The organism is Pseudoalteromonas sp. CO348 (assembly GCF_004208845.1).
Lineage (GTDB): Bacteria > Pseudomonadota > Gammaproteobacteria > Enterobacterales > Alteromonadaceae > Pseudoalteromonas > Pseudoalteromonas maricaloris.
In genome coordinates, this window is record NZ_SGPI01000031.1 from 103,841 (window position 1) to 123,210 (window position 19,370).

Here is a 19,370-nt window from a genome sequence, read left to right on the forward strand (position 1 = left end):
AGACATGATATGAAGCAGTTAATATTAACACTTATAGGTAAGGACCGACCGGGTCTCGTTGAGGAAATCTCTTCCACTATTCTTTCTAACCATGGCAATTGGTTAACCAGTAATTTAAGCCACCTTGCTGGACAATTCGCAGGCATAGTGCAGGTTGAGGTTGCTGAAGAACATTTGCAAGAAATACAAGATGCATTGCATAAATTGCCAGGTTTAGACGTGAGAGTTGAATCAGGCGAAAACTTGCAAGCGCAAGAAGAGCCGGACACATTAAATTTAATCATTACAGGCAACGATAGACCGGGAATTGTGCAAGAACTTGCTACGGTTATTCGCCACAAAGGCGCAAACATCACGCACCTAACTTCAAAACAACGTAGTGCTCCAAACTGGGGACTGCCTATTTTCAGCGCTTTCGCAACCGTGACTCTACCTGCTGGCACGGTCAAAGAAAACGTGATTGATGCACTCGAGTCAATCACCAGTGATTTGATCGTGGACATAGAAGAAAGCTAAAACCTACACTATACTCATGATGGTTGAATGACAAACACGACAGGCGCGTTGTGTTTGTCATAATTATGTCACACACCCTGCTTAAGCTGTAAAAATAAGCTGTACCTATGGAAAGCACCATGCAGGCCGTATCTCCAGAGCATAAAACTATCACGTACTTTGCCAAAGAATTAAGCTGGCTCTCTTTTAACGAACGCGTTTTACAAGAAGCCAAAGACCCAACCAACCCGATCATCGAGCGGATCCGCTTTCTTGGTATATTTTCCAATAATTTAGACGAGTTTTTCCAAGTTCGTGTTGCGGATGTAAAGCGCCGTATCTTATTAAATAATTTGCCTGATACCAATTTCGATGAAGATGAAGTGCTACTCGCCGACATTCAAAAGAAAGTATTGGAACTAGGTAAAAAATTTAGTGTTATTTATGACCAGATCCTCATCGATTTAAATGAGCATCATATCCATATTAAGCAACCTGATGCGCTGTCGGACTTCCACAAGAATTGGTTGGCTAACTACTTTAAAGATCAAGTACTACCTCACCTACTGCCAATGATGATTAACGAAAGTAAGGACTATTCGGACAACATCAATGACACCATGACCCACCTATTTGTAGAGTTAAATGGTGAGAAGCAGCACCATGCCTTTTTAGAAGTCCCGACTGACCGCTTGAACCGTTTTGTCCAGCTGCCGCCAGAAAAAACTCGTCGGCATAAAACGATTGTGTTGCTTGATGACGTTATTCGATTTTTTATAGCCGATGTGTTTAAGAGCTTCTTCAAATTTGAACGCATTGACGCTTATTCGATGAAACTTACTCGTGACGCTGAGTACAACTTAGATGATGAGCTTGAAGAAGGTGTGTTGGATACCATGTCCAAAGGCCTCAAGCAGCGCTTGTATGCCGAGCCAGTGCGCTTAGTATATGAAGAATCTATGCCGGAAGAAATGATCAAGCTGATGAAAAAGCGCTTAGGCGTGACAGGCCAAGATGCCATGATCCCGGGCGGTAGATATCGCAATTTCAGGGATTTTATTTCTTTTCCAAATGTTGGCCGCGGCTATCTAGAAAACAAGCCATTGCCACCACTTAAAAGTGCAGCCTTTTCAAAATATAGCAGCGTCTTTCGCGCGATTTCAGTTCAAGATATCTTGCTGTATTACCCCTATCATACCTTTAATCACATGCTGGAATATATCCGCCAAGCGGCATTTGACCCCAGAGTGACGCAAATCAAGGTCAACATCTATCGTGTGGCAAAGCAATCTCGATTGATCGCTTCATTGATCAATGCGGCAAAAAACGGCAAAAAAGTCACCGTGATGGTTGAATTAAAGGCCCGCTTCGATGAGCAAAATAATATTGAGTGGGCAAAACTCATGAGTGAATACGGTATTAAAGTCATGATTGGCATACCAGCGCTCAAGGTCCATAGTAAGCTTTGCGTGGTTCACCGAAGAGAAAAAGGCAAAATCGTCAAATATGCACACATAGGCACGGGTAACTTCCACGAAAAAACGGCTCGGATTTATACTGATTTCAGTTTGTTTACTAAACACCCTGATATTACGGAAGAATGTGATAGCGTGTTTCGTTTTATTGAGAGCAGTTATCTGCCGTTCAAATTCGAACACCTGATGATTTCCCCCATCAATGCACGTAGTCGAATTGTAGAGTTGATCGATGAAGAGATAGCCCATGCTGAGCAAGGTCGAACAGGAAAAGTAACTATTAAGGTCAATAACTTAGTTGACAAACAGCTCGTCGATAAACTTTACGAAGCATCGCGTAAAGGCGTCAAGATCCGCCTCATCGTTCGTGGTATGTGTGCGCTTGTACCTGGCCTTGCACAGTTTAGCGATAATATAAAAATAATTAGTATCGTTGATCGGTTCTTAGAGCACCCGCGAGTGATGGTTTTCGACAACAACGGCAACCCCAAAGTCTATATTTCCTCAGCGGACTGGATGACCCGTAACCTCGACCACCGTGTTGAAGTTGGCACGCCTATTTACGCCGAGCATTTGAAAAAGCTAATTATCGATATCATTGAATTACAGTTTAAAGATCGCACCAAAGCCAGAGTTATTGACGCCGAACAGAAGAATCTGTACGTTCGCCGAGGTAACCGTAAAAAAATTCGCTCCCAAATCGCTATTTATGACCATTTAAAAAAATGGGAGTTACACCAATTAAATGAAGCGAAAGAATAATCGTTGAGGAAGAATATATGCGCGACTACCCTTCTATTGCCGCAGTGGACTTAGGTTCAAATAGTTTTCACCTTGTTGTAGCAAGAGAAGTAGATGGTCGCCTTCAACTCCTTCATAAAGAAAAGCAACGTGTTTACTTGGCCGCAGGCCTTGATGATGATTTCAATTTAAGTGACGACGCAATAGCCCGAGCATTAGATACCCTCGCGCAATTTGCGACGACACTACATGATTTTCCGAAAGAGTCGGTGCAAGTAGTGGCAACCTATACACTGCGAAATTGCAAAAACCTTAATTATTTTCTCGCGAAGGCAAAACAAGTTTTTCCATATCCAATCAATGTGATTTCAGGCCAAGAAGAAGCTCGTCTTATTTACCAAGGGGTCGCCAACCATGAACATGATAGTCATAACCGTTTGGTTATCGACATCGGTGGAGGCAGCACAGAGTTGGTTATTGGTCAGCACCTTACACACAAATTATTAAGTAGTCGCAATGTGGGCTGCGTAACCATGCAAAAAGCCTACTTTGCTGATGGTAAGCTATCTGCAAAACGATTCAAAAAAGCCGAAATAAAAGCAGAGCAACAAATTGAGAGCATTACCGCTAGCTACTTAAGGCTCGGCTGGAATAGCGTTATCGGTACTTCTGGTACTATTAAGGCGATTGCGGCCATGGTTCACGAGCTCACTCAAGCCGATGAAATTACCCTGCCTATTTTGGAGCAAATTAAGCAGTTATTTATTGATGCTGGACACATAGACAACGTCTCCTTAAAAGCACTACCAGAGGAGCGAAAAACCAGTATTGCTGGCGGCCTTGCTGTATTGATAGCGTTGTTTAGACAGCTAGGACTTGAGCGCATGCGCCTTAGTGAATATGCATTGCGAGAAGGCTTATTGTTTGAAATGCATCAAACCGATGAGTTTGATATTCGTACCCGCACAATTAACACGTTCAGCGATCACTATAATATTGATAAGCAACACGCCGACAATATTTGTGAAACCATCAAACTTTTTACCACTCAACTCAAAGAGCAATGGCAACTATCCTCTTATGATGTCGAAATGTTATGTTGGGCAGCAAAACTCCACGAAGTTGGGCTCGCCATTAACTCTTCCGGCATGCATAAACACGGTGCTTATATTGTCAGGCACAGTCAACTTCCAGGCTTTACTCAAGCCCAGCAATTAAGGCTAAGTGCACTTGTCCGCTTTTATCGAAAAAAGATAAAAATGCCAGAGTTAACAGAGTTAATCGAAGAAGAGCTAATCCACTTTAACCGTATTTTGGCTGTGTTTCGTCTCAGCGTTTTAGTGAACCAAAAGCGCCAACAAGACCAACTTCCCGAATTAAGTATTACAGCCGTTAATAACGCTTTGATACTTCACATTGCAGCTGGGTGGCTCGAATCACATTCACTGTTTCAAGCCGATTTAGAGCAAGAACAAAACTACTTAAAAACAATAGGTATTCAATTTAGCCTGAGCTTTGGATAAGTAATACCGATAGTTGGCTATTGGCAGTGAATTCAACACCGTTAGCACTGAAATAGGCTACTAGAAAGGCACTAATTATCCGCAACACCGATTACTTACTTTTTCATATTGTCAGGTGAGAACTACTGTTCATCACCTGCCACAATAGAGAGGATTTCATCTGCGTAGGCACGACTAGAAAGCGCCATATCATAAAGATAATTGGTTGGTGTCGCGGGTCGAATGGCTTGTAAAATGAGCTCGGCTTCGCGCCAATCATTGCGCTCAATTTCAAATGCTAAACGTAGCGCCCCACCAAGCAACCCTTGGTAACTCAATAGCGCACTAGAAAGCGAATCATCGAGAGAAAATTCCGCCGCAATAACAGAAAGATCAACATCAAGGATCACGTCTAGGATGGACATGAGACCAAGCAAATAGCCAGTTTCTGCCATTTCTTCGCCTCCAGGCATCAAAAATGTTTCCACAAACTTGGCACGAGTTAACCCCATTCTCGTCAGCTCACTGGGTTTATCAGAACCCAATTCGCTCAACGCAAGTACTTTAACAAACTGCCTAATTGCGTCTTCACCTAAATACACTACGGCCTGAGAGATAGATTTAATTTCCAACCTGTCTTCACCAGCTTTCGCGTTCGCCAGTTTTAGCAATCGTGCGGTTAAACTCAGATCTTTACTTACTCTTGTTTGTATTTCTTTGAAGCATAAAGACTTTTTGGCTGTGGCTTGTAGCAGCTGAAACACCACCATTTTCGACGGCTCTACGTTGCCATGGTTGAGCATTTCAGGCTTGGCAAAAAAGAAGCCTTGAAAAAAGTCGGCTCCAGAGGATTTGATGATCTCGAACTCTTCTTTTGTTTCAATTCGCTCAACAATCACCTTAATATCTGGATACTGACGCTTGAGCTTTTTTACCGTCATATTGGTTTTTATAATAGGCTGCTCAACCTCAATTTTGACGAACTCCATGAGTGGTAGCAACGGCTCCCACTTTGACGCGCCATCGTAGTCATCTAACGCAAATCGGTAGCCTTTCTCTGTTAACTTGGTCACCGTATTCACCAGTGAAGGAATATTTTTAGAACGCTCAACGATTTCCACCACAATTTTCTGTGGCGCGAGTAAGCTAGGTAATTCCTGTAACAAGGATTCGTCGGACAGGTTTATAAAAGCAAGCTGTCCCGCGGCCAAACGGTCTACGCCGATAAACATTAAGGAGTTAAAAAACATTCGCCCAGTCGCTTGCCCATCGCTCACCCCTACAGGGAAAGCATTGTTATCAGAGTCTCTATAAAGCAACTCATAGGCAAAGACTTCTTGATCTGGCCGCAAAATGGCCTGTCGTGCAATATACTGCACTGCTGATTTACGTACTTCAGTCACCGGACCACTCATTAACATTCGTATCCTTTATTAGGTAAAAGGAAACCACGTATCATGGAGCGTATAATATGGTAACGCCCCGAGCAATAAAAAAGTTTCGCTATTTTACAACACTTATAACCAAAAGTTACCAATTTATTAAACTAAGTCCTTATAAAGAGTAGGCTTTTAATTCACAGAATGCCAGTCGCTTGCCTGCCTAAGAAAAGTTAAGCTAAGATGAGTACATGAAGCAAGTTTTGATCGTCTGGTTATTTGCCTTTGCCGGTTTGACTAAGGCAGAACAAGTCCCCTACTTAAAGTACAGTTTAAGTGGTTCGGGAAGCTTTTACCCTTATTTTACTCACAGTGAAGATGCACCTGGGATCCTGCCCGAAATGGTGGAAGCCATTTTAGTAAAAGCAAAGATCAAAGGTGAAAACTTGCTGCTCCCAGCAAAGCGCACAAACTTTTATCTAGAAAAGCAGCAAATTGATTTTGATATCATCAGTCCAGATTGGTTGAACGAACAGCAAAAGCAAGATGATAGATTTATCTATTCAGACCCTATCCTTCCTATTAAAGAGTACGTTGTTACTCGTCAGTCTCAACCACCTGTATTAACCCTATCGGGTATCGAAGTTGGTACAGTGAGAGGCTACTACTACCATGATGACCAACTATTCGAGCGGGTTGATTTCGCATCCGAAAAAGAATTACTACAGGCCCTAAATTTGCGCCGAATTGAACATATTATCATTGGTGATTTACCCGCATTATACTGGTCAGAACAACTTGGTATTGCATTTAGCTTCAACCAACTACATTCAGAAGGGATGTTGCAGCTACGCCTGTTAGCTAAGCATCGAGGATTACTTGAGCGGATAAATCAAGCTATCGCACAACTTAAACACTCTGGGGAAATCGAAAAAATAGAACAGCAGTATATTTCCCAACTACCTATACACGCAAAAGGTGGCAGATAACCTCTGCTCTGAACATAGATCAAGTTATACGCATAAATTCTTCCTATAAATTGAGCATCAATTGACGCATTTGGTATAATGGCGCTTTTACAGCTTGGGAAATCATTATGACTATCGCTGCCGCGCTTGCTGAGCGCAGTAACAATCAATGTGAGCTATGTACCTCAACGGATGGCCTCGAAGTATACGAAGTACCACCAGTCGCCGAGGCGCATTCTGACAAATGTGTTTATCTTTGTAGCCAGTGTAAACCACAGGTTGAAGGTCAACAGGATTTAGAAGCCAACCATTGGCACTGTTTAAACGATAGTATGTGGAGCCAAGTTCCTGCCGTTCAGGTTGTAGCCTACCGTATGCTTAAGCGCCTCGCATCAGATAATGGTTGGGCTCAAGATGCATTAGACATGCTGTATCTAGAAGATGAGACTCGAGCGTGGGCTGACCAAGCACTTGCAGAGGATGACGACCTTGTCCACTTAGACAGTAACGGGGTGAAGTTAAGCGCAGGTGACACGGTGACCTTGATTAAAGACTTGGATGTTAAAGGTAGTAGCCTAGTTGCAAAACGCGGCACTGCGGTACGTAACATTCGCCTTTCGCCTTCAAACCCAGAGCATATTGAAGGCCGTGTAGAAGGTCAAAACATCGTTATTTTAACGAAGTTTGTTAAGAAGTAACTAGGGCAAGCTCACACGCCCCAAGATAAACTGCTAAGTATCTTCAATACCTTATCGACTAGGGCCTGTTGATCTTTGCTGTTTGATTTTTGTTCTCCTGAGTGTGTTTTGGTCGCGACGCTCGACTTGCCACCTAGTAATCTAGGCAAAAGTTGAGCAACAATGAACAAAGCGCACTCAGGTGAACCCAAAGGACAGCGCTTGATTAGCATTTCTACTGTGTTCTCGCCTGACTCACATAGAATAACTATGCTACGCAGGCTCTGCCTTGTACAAATACCAATCAAACTGCTGCAAAAACAAACTTGAAAGGTAAACAGGCCCGAGATAGCTTAGCAGTTTATTTTTACTATTCTTCTACTAATTGAATACTGCGATAAAACGCACCATCATCTTCTGCCAATAACGAAACCAGCTCAGGCAACACTTCATCCATGGTTTTCTTTAAGGTCCAAGGCGGATTGATCACCATCATACCAGAAGCCGTCATGCCTCGTTCTTGGGTATCTGCCCGGGTGGCAAGTTCAAACACTTGAATATTACGCACTCCAGATTCAATCAAGCTCGACTCCATGGCATCAATGCGTTCACGGTCAACAACGGGGTACCAGATCATATACACGCCGGAATCAAACTTCTTGTGCGCTTTTATGATGCTTTTAACCGCAACATCATAATCGGATTTGATTTCATATGGAGGATCCATCAGCACGCAAGCTCTGCGTGAAGCTGGAGGCACCAATCCTAACAGCCCTTTAAAACCATCACTCCCAGTGACGCGCAGTGACTTTTTATGTGCCGTATTTTGCTGTAACAGCTCAAGATCTTTTGGGTGTAGCTCAAAAAACCAGCCGTTATCCTGACGACGTAAAAAGTGCTCCGCTACCTTAGGAGAACCGGGATAATGGCTTAATTTATCGCCTTCGTTAAAAGACTTGATTAGTGCCACATAGTCGCTAATTGCCGACACGGATCCTGAATAGTTCCACAGCTTAGCGATGCCTTGAAGATACTCCTGAGTTTTTTGCGCATCACTACTCGCCAGCTCAAAAAAACCAGCGCCAGAGTGCGTATCCACGTAATCGTATGGCTTATCTTTTTTAGCCATGTATGACAGAGCTTCTGCCAATACTAAATGTTTGATCACATCGGCAGGGTTTCCTGCATGAAAAGAATGTCGGTAACTGAGCATAACCCCGCCTTGATAAAAATAATAACAACACAGGTGAAATAAACCTGAGCTAAATTTGAGCAATGATTCATCAATTTTTAACTTTAGACTGAATCACTTCTGAACAAAATATTCCAATATCGGCATTATCTCTTAAAAGTTGAGAAAAATCAGCAGAAAGTCGCGTAAACACTAGCATCCTTAGCCGCTTTGTTTTACATTTGCATGACAAATCACAGTCACATGAGCGCATTAATGAATAACCAAGATCTCCAAAAACTCGACCAGTTGATTGACCAACTTTTGAGCCAAAATAACCAGTTAAAAACGGAAGTTTCGGCACTGAAAGAACAAAATCAAAAACTCATCGATGAAAATGAAACCCTACAGCTTGAAATGCTAGAAAGCGAAGAAAAGCAAAAAGAGTTTAGTTCATCTTTGTCTGGCCTACTTGATAAGTTGCAAACTCAACAGGCTAGCTAATGTCTGAGCAGAATAACCAAGTAACAGTGACGTTACTTGGCAAGTCACATCAATTTGCATGTGCGCCAGATCAAGAAGAAGCGCTGCATAACGCCGTAGCGCTTTTAGACCGACGTGTAGAAGAAATGCGTAAACGCTCAACCGTTCGCAATGATCACAATGCGTTGTTACTCGCAGCCCTACACCTTTGTCATGATTTACAAGCATTGGAAGCAAAGCAACAGCAAGACGCAGAGTTCGTTTCCACGCTCATCGACAAGTTAGTGCTGCCAGCAGGCGAATAATGCCGACATACTGGAGCAACCCTATCTTACGTAGCATCTCTCTAATTTGGGCTATCATTCTATTGGCGGCGAGTTTTAAAAGTACCGCCGCCAATGCTAATCAGTTCCATAAAGTCAATGACGCGGTTTATTTTATCCAAGGAAAAGATAGCGCTTTACAGCCCAATCAAGCTTTAGTTATTGGCAAACAGTGTGCACTGTTGGCATCCATACATGGCGATCTTGTCACCACAGAAGCCTTGATCCACGAATTAGAAAAACGCCTCACCGTTCCGCTTTGTTACGTAATCTCTTTGCATGCCGATATCAAACAAGACACCAGCATAGTGCTACTCAAGCATGCTTATCCAAATTTACAATGGCTAAGTCCAACGGCAACATCAGCCAACGCATTGACGAGGGCCTTTCACTCACAGCTTGAGCTTTTTAACCAAAGCGTCATGCTTAGTGAAAATCGTATCGCGTCTCTAGAGCCAAGTGAACGGCCGAAGTGGCAAACCAAACTTGCACTGGCAAAAAGTAGGATTGCAACGTGGTCCAAGCTCGCCACACAAGCGCCATCGAGTAAAGCCATTGATAACGCGCCTAAAACCGTGGAGCTAGGAGGTGTAGTGGTTGAGCTTACTCAAATCACGGGCTTTAGTGGTCATGACATCAGTGTTTATCTGCCAAAATATCAAGGCTTGATAGCAGGTTATAGCGTGGATCAGATCCCACTTGCACATTTACCGCATACTACACAGTGGCAGCAAGCGATTACCCACTTTAATCGCTATGCACTCAATTGGATATTACCAGCAACAGGAAAACCCTACCGTTCTGAAATGCTGACCACTCCAGCACAATTTTTGGCTTTATTAGCGTTACAAGATACTCAGCAAGTGGTTGAAAAAATAAGTATTTTATATCCAGATAAACACATGCAGCAACGCGCGTTATTGCAGTGGCAGCACTTTCAACAGCAAAGAAATTTTGAATAAAACTTAACCTCTCGGTATAGTTAAAGGATGAACAGAGTATTAATACAACTGAGTGGGTTAATACTATTAGCCGTACTCGCTGGATGTAAAAGCAGCAGCAGTCCACAGGTGAGCAGGCAAGCCATTTTGTCGGCTCTCACTCAAGTGCCCGTAGAAAAGCCAGTCACGTCTCCCGCTATCGTTGAGGTAGAACTCCCCAAAATCACTACCGTTAAAGCTCCCCTCAGAGACGATGATTTATGGCAACACATACGCCAAAAGCTCAGTTTTAATACTGCATCTCACCCAAGGCTTGATAAGCGCATAAAATGGTATTTATCACAGCCTAATTATCTCAATGTGGTAAATAAGCGCGCCGCCCCCTACATTTATCACGTAGTAAAAAAGGTAGAGCGCAAAGGTCTTCCTATTGAAATCGCATTACTTCCTTTTGTCGAAAGTGACTTTAGACCAAAGGCCAAATCACAACAAAATGCTGTTGGAGTTTGGCAACTAGTGGACGCCACTGCCTACCATTTCGGCATCAAGAAAGACGAATGGTATGACGGTCGACAGGATGTGTTAGCATCGACCGACGCCGCGCTTGATTATTTACTGTATTTGCATGAACGCTTTGATGGCGACTGGCTACACGCACTTGCGGCTTACAATAGTGGTGAAGGGCGTGTCAAAAAGGCCATCGCAAAAAATAAAAAAGCAGGAAAGTCGACCCACTTTTGGCACTTAACATTACCAAAAGAAACCGCAGACTACGTGCCCAAACTTTTAGCGCTCAGCCACTTACTAAAAACCTCACCCAAGGGTTTTAAGATACCAAGTTTGCCCAACAAGGCCACTACGTCGATACTTGATATTGGACAGCAATTTGACGTCAATCAACTGGCTAAACTCAGTGGTATCAAAAAGCGTCAACTATACGCACTCAATCAAGGGATCTTAAAACATAGAAGCTCTCCAAACGGTCCGCACAAAGTGTTATTACCATTATCCGAGCAAGCATTGTTGAAAAGTGCATTTTTCAGGGAAAACTTCAGCCAAGGCTACACCGTCAAAGCCAACGACACACTCTACCGCATCGCGTTAAATGCGGGGATGAGTGTTAGTGCACTAAAAGCGCTAAACAATAAGCACTCTGATTTGATCCGAGTGGGCGAAAAGCTACTCGTTTCCGAGAGTAATGAGCAGTTAGACTTACTCGTCGACTATGACGTAAGCCCTTATATTCAAGAAATAAAAGCCAAGCCCATTCCGCAAGTGGAACATCACCACACCATAAAACAAGGCGAGTCATTGTGGACCATCAGCCGTCACTACAAGGTCGCGGTAAAAGATTTATTAAATTGGAATTCACTCACGGCACAGAGTCTATTAAAACCGGGCAAAGTGTTAATGGTGTTTTTACCGGCTCCTGCTGCACCAAAAAGCAATAAGACTCAACCAGCTAGTTCCTCAATCTCTAGCATTGAAGCGCTCCAATCAATACTGCGCCATGGCAAGCCAAAGCAAGGTGAGAGCCCAAATTAAAGGGATAGACTTGCGTCCGAGAAGCGCACTCACGTAAACTACACGCTTTACAGGTGGATGCTAAATGGCGTCACCGAATACTATTTATTTAAGGTTTACTTATGCAAATTGCAAAGAACACAGTGGTAGAGTTTCACTACACACTTCACGAAGGTGACAGCCAAATCGAATCAAGCAAAGAAGGCGAGCCACTAAACTACCTGCACGGTACTGAAGGCATGCTACCAGGTCTTGAAAGTGAACTTGAAGGTAAAACCGGTGGCGATAGCTTTACGGTAACCTTAACGCCTGAGCAAGCTTATGGCGAATATCAAGAAGGTCTAGTACAGCGCATTCCTATTAAGCACCTTCAAGGTCTTGGTGACAGCAAAGTTTGGAAGCCAGGCATGACTGCTATTGTCGATTCAAACCAAGGTCGTCATCAGGTTAAGGTAGTAAAAGTAGGACGCTTTAATGCGGACTGCGACTTAAACCACCCATTCGCAGGCAAAACGCTAACGTTTGATGTTGAGATCCTTTCTGTACGCGAAGCAACTGCAGAAGAAATTTCACACGGTCACGTACACGCTGCTGGCGGCTGCGGACACTAATGATGAACCAAGTTGCCATCGTTACCGGTGGCAGCTTTGGCATTGGCGCCGCCATTGTCAACAAGCTGCTATCGCAACAATACACCGTTTATAACCTCGATATTCAGCCCAGTGAACAAGGGATTTTTCGCCATTGTGACGTCAGTAAAGTCGCCGATGTAAAAGCAACAATTGCAGATATAATCGCAGAAACAGGGAAAATAGATGCGCTCGTTTCAAACGCAGGGAAACATCTGAGTGCAACAATAGAAGATACCGACGAAGCCACATTTGACGCCCTTTTTGCATTGAATGTGAAAGGCGCTTACGCTGCCATCCAAGCCGTATTACCAAGCATGAAATCACAAGGTAGCGGTAGCATCGTATTGATGTCTTCGGATCAGGCCATTATTGGTAAACCTAACTCCTTCGCTTACAACCTGTCTAAATGTGCGCTTGCTTCGATGGCGAAAACCACAGCATTGGATTACGCCAAATTTAACATTCGCGCGAATGCAGTGTGCCCTGGCACAATTGAAACTCCATTATTCCATCATGCCATTGATAGTTACTGCGCACGCAGCGGCGCTGATAAAGCAGAAATCGTTGCAGAAGAAGCCCAGTTACAGCCGTTGGGTAGATTAGGGCAGCCGCAAGAGGTTGCAGCGCTGGTTGCTTTCTTGCTAAGTGAGGATGCGAGTTTTATCACAGGTAGCCTACAAAGCATTGATGGCGGTTATACCGCACAGTAAAAAAGGAATGCGTGATGAGTCTGAGAGTTATTGATAGCCACCTACACTTTTTCGATTTAGCGTTGGGACAATATTCTTGGCTCAAGCACAACCCACCCGCTTGGCCTAATCTGGAAAAAATAAGACAGAACCATACCCTTACAAGTCTTCCCCAACATTCACAGTTTACACTCGAAGCCTTAGTGCATGTGGAAGCCGGTTTTGATAATCAAAATCCCATCAACGAATTACATTGGTTAAATCAGGAACTGGGCAGCTTTCCTTTTAAAGCCGTCGGTTACGCCCCCATCAACGCGACGCCTGAGCAATTTAGCGCAGCCATAGCGCATTTAGCACATCCTCACCTAGTGGCGATAAGAGACATCACCGAAGGCAGTGACAGCCAACGTTTATCCGCGCCTTTCGTGCTCGAAAATCTCACCTGTCTTGCCGAGCATGGACTACATTTTGAGGCGCAATTAGAATTTAAACAAAGCGAAAAAGTCGACCTTTTATTACAACTTGCAGAACAAAAAGCTGACCTTAAAATCGTATTTAACCATGCAGGGTTTATTGACGCCACTAGCCCTTGTACAGATATATTAAGGCGCATTGGAGCGCTTAATAATGTCATGATCAAGTGCTCTGGCCACGAAATGTTAGCAAACCCACTCACACTCTCTGAGTGGCTTACTCACTTAATCACACATGTGGGAGAAGAGAGCCTAATGCTAGGTTCAAATTACCCGGTTTCTCTTATGCAAAAAAGCTATTGGCAAATATGGCAAGATTATTTAGACGTGATAGGTATATCGTCAACTTGGCATAAACTCAGCCGAGACAATGCCAAAAGTTGCTATGGATTATGAGCGGATCTGGACGAGATCGTAAGCAACTAGCTCAGGTACTATGCGCTGTAGTTTTTCTTCCGTTTGATCTAAGGTGTTTAAGCACTCGCAGTATTCTGCCGCTTTTTCTTCTAATTGATGGGCCTTTTTCTGCAGCGATTTATCTATCTCTTTCGAAATAATCTCCATGCGTTGTCCCATATCGTTAATGCGATCTTCGATATTCCCTTCGCGAGATTTAAACGCATCCCCCAAAGAGACTAAAATAGAGCCCAACGAACCATGAACAGCAGAGTGAATTTTTTGGCTGATCTCTTTAGTAAAGAAATCATCAATTTTAGAAAGTGACTGTGGTGCGATAAAAAAGAAATCATCTCCACGCTTAAACTTATCCATCAGCGCACGTTCAACGTATTGCAACTGCGTTTTGAGCACTTCAGGTTCTTTGTCGGACATTCCCTCAACCACCTGCTCAATCGCACTCAATCCAAGGTTGACGCCATCGGTCGCCAGATTAACCAGCTCAGGAACTGTATCCCGTATTCCTAAAGAATACTCGCGCACAACTTTCTCCCCTTCCTGATCTAACTCAATCCAGCGGCCTAGAATAAAAAGCTGGCTATCGTTGTTGATTTGAATTCGAGTCTGACCATCATCAACGATACGAATTTCGTTGTCAGTGATAATAAGACCATGCCCAAGTTCAACATCGCACTTATTTTTTGCATGTACAGAAGCCGTCAATACCGCACAAGACAAGGCTATCGCGTTGAGTAATCGATTCATATGGCCTCCTGTGTGCAGAACGTAAGACGGGAAAGGGGTGCTTCAGGAGAGTACCAAAAGATCAAACAATCCCAAAGCCATTTTAGACGGATGAAAGTAACAAGCTATGTCTGACTGGCAATATTAGAGATCCATCCCCGTTAGCATCAAAGGCAGTAGCAATACCACGAATAACAGCTATTGATAGTATCTCACTAACCTGACAAAGGCATCCGCAGTTTTAATGGTTGGATTATTTTTACCATCAGCAAACTGATATACCCAAGCAAACTGAGGTTGGTTCGTTTGGGTCGTTGCCGACCAATAATTATTACTTTTGGTCGTTGGAAATACCGTTATGTTTACTGCTGGAGTCACACACTCGTGATACACAATACTGGCTAGTTCTTTAACGTTAGGCACTTGCCAATCTGTAAACCCTGCAAACTTGTCTTCGTCGGCAACCACCAATGCTTGCTGCCAAGTAAGTTGCTGAGCATTGTCTTCACAGCTTTGAGCAGTTGCGTTGTAACTTTGCCCAAAGTTGCAGCGCTGCCACATTAATCCCGTTTGGCTATCAAGCACAGTACCATTGCTGTTTATCGTATAGCGGCTGGTATTGGAGCCGGTACCAACGCAAGTTTGCGCTTGGCAAACAGCCGTGAATGACAAAGTAAATAGTATAGTTGCAATAATTTTCATACCACGCTCCCTAAGGGTTCCTTACCAACCTAACAAATGCGCTGCTAGACTTTTCTACTGCAAAATCATTGCCCGTATCCATGTCGATAACATAAGCTCTTCTCAGCGTGCCACCGGTACCATCTAAACTCGACTGCAAGGTCCAGAAATAACGATGTCCAAGTGTGGTCGTGCTAGGTAAGTTAGGGAAAAGCGCTTCATCTATCACCGCACTACTTGCACTGCCGTAATCTAGTAGTCCGAGTAGTTCCATATAAGTTGGTAAGCGCCAATTGTTACCACCACAGTAACTTTGCTCTCCAACGGCAGGATTATTCACCTCATCAATCAAAGCTTGAATACCACAGTGACTATCCTGCGGGCAGGTTGTATTTGCGGCGGCCTGCACACTCCCCTCAGCAATTGCTCCGTCTACCTCAACATACCAGGTATAACTATTTTGTGCGTTGCGAGAAGAAGTATTTGGTAATGTACCCGAACTTGCTTCTTTTACTTCCCAAATCAGTCCTGTGACGTTATCACGAACGCAAGCAAAGTCAGTAGCGTCATCAGGCAATTCATCCGCAAAGCGATTTAATTTGGTAAAGTCAAAACCTGCTCGACCACTGCCTTCTTTCGCCACCTGAGTGGCAAAATTATCACGCCCACGCTGCGCATCTTGAGCAGTAAACTGCGTCATACTGCAGGTGATCACATCCGTATTGTTAAAACACGCAGTTTGGCCACTATCGTTTAGCTTACCTAACGGCTTTTTCTCGATATCAATGCGCACGGTGTCGGTAGCAGAACGGTTTTGTGAGTCAGTAACGGTGAGCTCAAATTCCACTTGCGACAAAATATTTTGATCGAGAGCATTAAAGGTTGTTGAACACCCAGTAGTAGAACTTAATGCTACCTGAGTGCCGGACGTCACTTGCCGCCACACACACTGTTTCTGACCAGATACAGTATCACTGTTTGAACCATCAAGCGTGACTTCATCAAACTCTTGGACTTGCTGGTCGCTCCCAGCATCTGCCACTACCACATCCGAATTCGCAAGTAGCCCGAGGGTAAACTGGGTACTGGCTTGTCCGCCTTCATCATCGGTAACGGTCAACTGCCAGATTGACGCCTGAGAGGTAGCCAATAATGGATGAACAAAAGATAAAGTAGCTGTATTCAAGCCCGTTGGCTGTATTGTTGTGGGACCACTTATCTGCTGCCACTGATAAGCAACCACTTGGCCATTTTCGTCTGGATCGGAGGAGCCTGCGCCACTGAGGACTATAGTATCTTTATATTTGGCTGGTAATGTTTCCGGTGCAGTTTGGCTGATACTTGGTATAGGTAATTGATTGTTAGATTTGATAGCAACCGTCACTTGGTCGCTTGCAAGACTGCCATCAGGCGCAACATAATCAACCTGAATAAGTAAATTAACATCGGCTTTGATATCCGGCGCAACAAAAGCGGCTTGTTGCTCCGTGATTGGAAATTCACTGACGTTTGCACCAGAGATTACTTGCCAGTTAAAAGTACCACCTGCAGGTGATGCTTGTGCATTCAAGGTGACTTCTGTTTTTTCAGTTACTTGGACATCAGCACCCGCGTTAACCGATGCGCTGACTTGACTCGGTTCATCACTCCCAGAGCCTCCGCCACAACCCGTTAATATTAGCGCAAGTACAACCCAACTTCCCTTGAATGCATTCATATTATTCCTTATGAATTATAGATAACTCTCTTGATGTATTCGCACGAACAACTTAGTGCCAATTTTACTGTAATCTATTTTATATTCTCGGCCGTCTAAAGCCTGAATAAACAACAACCGCTTTACTTCACCAAATACATCAATACTCGAAACGTGGACGACCTCTAAATAACGCTCTTTAGCTTCTCTTCGATTTCTAGGTAAGTCTTCCTTAAAAGGCACTAAACCATTTGCAGTCACCTTGATTTTTGGGTGTGCTTCACCATTTACAATCACAAGATCTAACTTCTTCTCTTTGTGAATAATGGTATTACGCCCACTTTTAATATAGGCCGTTTCTAAGCTCATATTGGTGTATCCTGTTACATCTTCAGTAGGTGGTTTGTTCTTCTAACAATGCTTTTACCACCTCTTTAGGGTTAAGTTTCCAGCGGTTTAACATGACTGAAAATTGCCAAATATCCCTGTCTAAGGCAGTCGCGGGGATCAATAAATCATATCCCGTCACTGTCTTTAAATTATCCATCCGGTTTGCAAACATTGCCATTAAACCAGTATATTCTTTTCCCGCCTTGGAGCGAAAAACGGTTTCTTCTATCAACCATTCAGATGGGCAGTTGCCATTTTCGCAATGCATTTTAACAGCTTGTAAAAAAATATGCCGCTGTTCGATCAATAATTTACCCGCAAGTCGAGGTGTTAAATTTAATAAAAACGCATCAATATCATTAAGTTTAATACCAACTGCATTTAACTCAAGTGTTTCAACACCTTGTTGAACTTTGGGAATGCCGCTGGAGTGGAAGTTTACAATGGATAGCGGCCAAGCTCCATATTTATGCACATACCTAAACTCTTGTTCTGTAAAGTATAAACTAAAATATGGTTGCTGACTTTTAAGAAAGCCAACAAAAATAGCCACTAACATGGCGCTGGCAAGAAATATTTCTACAATAGTAATAGCTGTACCACGCAAGTTGACAAAAAGCATGATAACAACCAATCCAATTGCACCAACCAGCATAAATTCAACGCCATTGCGATCAGCGGTTGCACGTAGTTTTGCTTCAAGCATGGGTATACCAGACATAAAAGATATACATGATGATCGCCCATGCGACTAATTTACGTATTGTGATGCATCGTTTACATGAATGACTGTGTTTCATAATATTTAATTTAGGTACAAACACTTAAATTGAATTACATTTTCGTTTAATGCACAAATTTACAGGATATGCCGTAGACTTTGTTAGCCTTTAATTTTGTAAACTAGAGACAAATTATAATCTGGGTCACTTTTATGCGTCATCAATCAGGAAAAGCACTGTTTCCTTTTATCATTGTAGTGCTAGTCGTTATCAGCGGCTATTTATATTTACCAGCCTCGGAAGGCAAGATGAGTGGCAACTCGGCACCCGTAACCTCCGTTCAAGCTCATACTGTAGCCAAAGAAGAACGTATTATTGCTGTTCACTCTATTGGTTCCGCTAGAGCAAATCAAGCAATCAACGTGAGTAGCGCCCAAAGCGACTACGTGGCAGCCCTATATTTCGATGACGGAGACGTAGTAAAACAAGGCGATAAGCTAGTCCAGTTGCGTGATGCCGAAGAGAAACTCGATATCGAAGCGCTGAAAGTGACGCTAAAAGAAGAAATTAGACAACTAAACCGCCTTAAAGACCTAGCAAAAACTCAATCGGCGGCTCGCTCTCAACTAGAAGCACAATCAGCAAAGGTAGACACCTTAACGGCACAATTGGAAGCCACTAAAACAAAACTCGCCGAGATGACCATTTATGCGCCATTCGATGGATTACTGGGTACTCGAAATGTCTCCATTGGTAGCTTCGTAAACAACAATACAGTGATCACCACACTCGATGACATTAGCATCATTAAAGTGGATTTTCAGGTACCAGAAAAATACCTAGCGCAACTACAGCTTGGTATGCAAGTGAATGCACAAAGCGAAGCTTACCCAGAGCAACTATTTACCGGTAAGGTCTCCCATATTGACCCGCGTATTAATGAACAAACGCGCTCGGTACGAGTGACAGCGAGCTTCACCAATCTAGACCATAAACTTCGCCCAGGTATGCTACTACATATGGGACTTGAACTAGCTCGATTACAAGCCCTTGTGGTGCCAGAAAAAAGCATCATTCCAAGACAAGACAAACATTTTGTATTTGTCATTGACGACCAAGGTAAAGCGCAACAACGCGAAGTACACCTGCAAACTCGCTTTAGCGGCTGGGTTGCTATCGATGAAGGGCTTACAGAAGGGCAACAAGTGATCACGGAAGGCACCTTGAAGATCCGCTCAGGCTCAAAAGTCGAAGTAAAGGGGTAAGGC

Annotated in this window: 21 protein-coding genes; 13 read left to right on the forward strand and 8 right to left on the reverse strand. The window is 43.4% G+C overall.

Features of this window, described 5'->3' with window-relative positions; all coding sequences use genetic code 11:
* Window positions 1-9 precede the first annotated feature (9 nt).
* The 3 genes from EXT48_RS15815 (at window position 10) to EXT48_RS15825 (ending at window position 4,234) form a co-directional block, all read left to right on the forward strand.
* Window positions 10-516 (forward strand): glycine cleavage system protein R, encoded by a 507-nt coding sequence (locus EXT48_RS15815; RefSeq protein WP_039492749.1) that lies wholly within the window; start codon window positions 10-12, stop codon window positions 514-516.
* 119 nt (window positions 517-635) lie between these two features.
* Window positions 636-2,732 carry a polyphosphate kinase 1 gene (ppk1, locus tag EXT48_RS15820; protein ID WP_130164997.1) on the forward strand — a complete coding sequence of 699 codons (2,097 nt, stop codon included), beginning with the start codon at window positions 636-638 and terminating at the stop codon, window positions 2,730-2,732.
* 17 nt (window positions 2,733-2,749) lie between these two features.
* Entirely contained in the window at window positions 2,750-4,234 is a 1,485-nt protein-coding gene (locus EXT48_RS15825) for an exopolyphosphatase (RefSeq protein WP_130164998.1), read from the forward strand.
* 122 nt (window positions 4,235-4,356) lie between these two features.
* On the opposite strand, the gene EXT48_RS15830 is transcribed toward EXT48_RS15825, so the two are convergent.
* On the reverse strand, window positions 4,357-5,634 hold the full coding sequence (locus EXT48_RS15830; RefSeq protein ID WP_130164999.1) for an EAL and HDOD domain-containing protein: 1,278 nt from the start codon (window positions 5,632-5,634) through the stop codon (window positions 4,357-4,359).
* 209 nt (window positions 5,635-5,843) lie between these two features.
* On the opposite strand from EXT48_RS15830, the gene EXT48_RS15835 reads away from it, so the two are divergent.
* A complete protein-coding gene (locus EXT48_RS15835) occupies window positions 5,844-6,581 on the forward strand; it encodes an ABC transporter substrate-binding protein (protein WP_130165000.1) in 738 nt (245 codons plus the stop codon).
* A 107-nt stretch (window positions 6,582-6,688) separates the two neighbouring features.
* A complete protein-coding gene (locus tag EXT48_RS15840) occupies window positions 6,689-7,258 on the forward strand; it encodes an alkylphosphonate utilization protein (RefSeq protein WP_130165001.1) in 570 nt (189 codons plus the stop codon).
* 11 nt (window positions 7,259-7,269) lie between these two features.
* On the opposite strand, the gene EXT48_RS24040 is transcribed toward EXT48_RS15840, so the two are convergent.
* Together EXT48_RS24040 and EXT48_RS15855 are read right to left on the reverse strand one after the other, a co-directional pair.
* Entirely contained in the window at window positions 7,270-7,470 is a 201-nt protein-coding gene (locus tag EXT48_RS24040) for a hypothetical protein (protein WP_130165002.1), read from the reverse strand.
* Between the two features lie 137 nt (window positions 7,471-7,607).
* Window positions 7,608-8,450, reverse strand: a complete 843-nt coding sequence (locus EXT48_RS15855) for a 23S rRNA (adenine(2030)-N(6))-methyltransferase RlmJ (RefSeq protein ID WP_045964863.1) — start codon at window positions 8,448-8,450, stop codon at window positions 7,608-7,610.
* A gap of 234 nt (window positions 8,451-8,684) precedes the next feature.
* Here EXT48_RS15855 and EXT48_RS15860 point away from each other — a divergent pair, with 234 nt between their 5' ends.
* The 7 genes from EXT48_RS15860 (at window position 8,685) to EXT48_RS15890 (ending at window position 13,869) form a co-directional block, all read left to right on the forward strand.
* Window positions 8,685-8,912, forward strand: coding sequence for a hypothetical protein (locus tag EXT48_RS15860; RefSeq protein WP_045964864.1), 228 nt, complete (start codon window positions 8,685-8,687; stop codon window positions 8,910-8,912).
* Window positions 8,912-9,196 (forward strand): cell division protein ZapA, encoded by a 285-nt coding sequence (locus tag EXT48_RS15865; RefSeq protein WP_010607148.1) that lies wholly within the window; start codon window positions 8,912-8,914, stop codon window positions 9,194-9,196. The genes EXT48_RS15860 and EXT48_RS15865 overlap by 1 nt, the downstream gene beginning before the upstream one ends.
* Window positions 9,196-10,176, forward strand: a complete 981-nt coding sequence (locus EXT48_RS15870; protein ID WP_130165003.1) for a hypothetical protein — start codon at window positions 9,196-9,198, stop codon at window positions 10,174-10,176. The genes EXT48_RS15865 and EXT48_RS15870 overlap by 1 nt, the downstream gene beginning before the upstream one ends.
* A gap of 27 nt (window positions 10,177-10,203) precedes the next feature.
* Window positions 10,204-11,700: a LysM peptidoglycan-binding domain-containing protein gene (locus EXT48_RS15875; protein WP_240703394.1), complete on the forward strand. Its 1,497-nt coding sequence runs from the start codon at window positions 10,204-10,206 to the stop codon at window positions 11,698-11,700.
* A gap of 101 nt (window positions 11,701-11,801) precedes the next feature.
* Window positions 11,802-12,290 (forward strand): peptidylprolyl isomerase, encoded by a 489-nt coding sequence (locus EXT48_RS15880; RefSeq protein WP_010607145.1) that lies wholly within the window; start codon window positions 11,802-11,804, stop codon window positions 12,288-12,290.
* A 2-nt stretch (window positions 12,291-12,292) separates the two neighbouring features.
* A complete protein-coding gene (locus tag EXT48_RS15885; RefSeq protein ID WP_130165013.1) occupies window positions 12,293-13,021 on the forward strand; it encodes an SDR family NAD(P)-dependent oxidoreductase in 729 nt (242 codons plus the stop codon).
* 14 nt (window positions 13,022-13,035) lie between these two features.
* Entirely contained in the window at window positions 13,036-13,869 is an 834-nt protein-coding gene (locus tag EXT48_RS15890) for an amidohydrolase (protein ID WP_130165004.1), read from the forward strand.
* Here the strand turns inward: EXT48_RS15890 and EXT48_RS15895 are convergent.
* The 5 genes from EXT48_RS15895 to EXT48_RS15915 form a co-directional block, all read right to left on the reverse strand.
* On the reverse strand, window positions 13,864-14,634 hold the full coding sequence (locus tag EXT48_RS15895; RefSeq protein ID WP_130165005.1) for a YggN family protein: 771 nt from the start codon (window positions 14,632-14,634) through the stop codon (window positions 13,864-13,866). The two genes, EXT48_RS15890 and EXT48_RS15895, sit on opposite strands and share 6 nt — an antisense overlap.
* A gap of 177 nt (window positions 14,635-14,811) precedes the next feature.
* Window positions 14,812-15,315 carry a DUF1566 domain-containing protein gene (locus EXT48_RS15900; protein ID WP_130165006.1) on the reverse strand — a complete coding sequence of 168 codons (504 nt, stop codon included), beginning with the start codon at window positions 15,313-15,315 and terminating at the stop codon, window positions 14,812-14,814.
* Window positions 15,316-15,325: 10 nt separating this feature from the next.
* A complete protein-coding gene (locus tag EXT48_RS15905; RefSeq protein ID WP_130165007.1) occupies window positions 15,326-17,011 on the reverse strand; it encodes a DUF1566 domain-containing protein in 1,686 nt (561 codons plus the stop codon).
* 15 nt (window positions 17,012-17,026) lie between these two features.
* A complete protein-coding gene (locus EXT48_RS15910) occupies window positions 17,027-17,359 on the reverse strand; it encodes a hypothetical protein (protein ID WP_010374229.1) in 333 nt (110 codons plus the stop codon).
* 22 nt (window positions 17,360-17,381) lie between these two features.
* A complete protein-coding gene (locus EXT48_RS15915) occupies window positions 17,382-18,086 on the reverse strand; it encodes a DUF2982 domain-containing protein (RefSeq protein WP_017218431.1) in 705 nt (234 codons plus the stop codon).
* 228 nt (window positions 18,087-18,314) lie between these two features.
* On the opposite strand from EXT48_RS15915, the gene EXT48_RS15920 reads away from it, so the two are divergent.
* A complete protein-coding gene (locus EXT48_RS15920; protein ID WP_045990559.1) occupies window positions 18,315-19,367 on the forward strand; it encodes an efflux RND transporter periplasmic adaptor subunit in 1,053 nt (350 codons plus the stop codon).
* Window positions 19,368-19,370 lie beyond the last annotated feature (3 nt).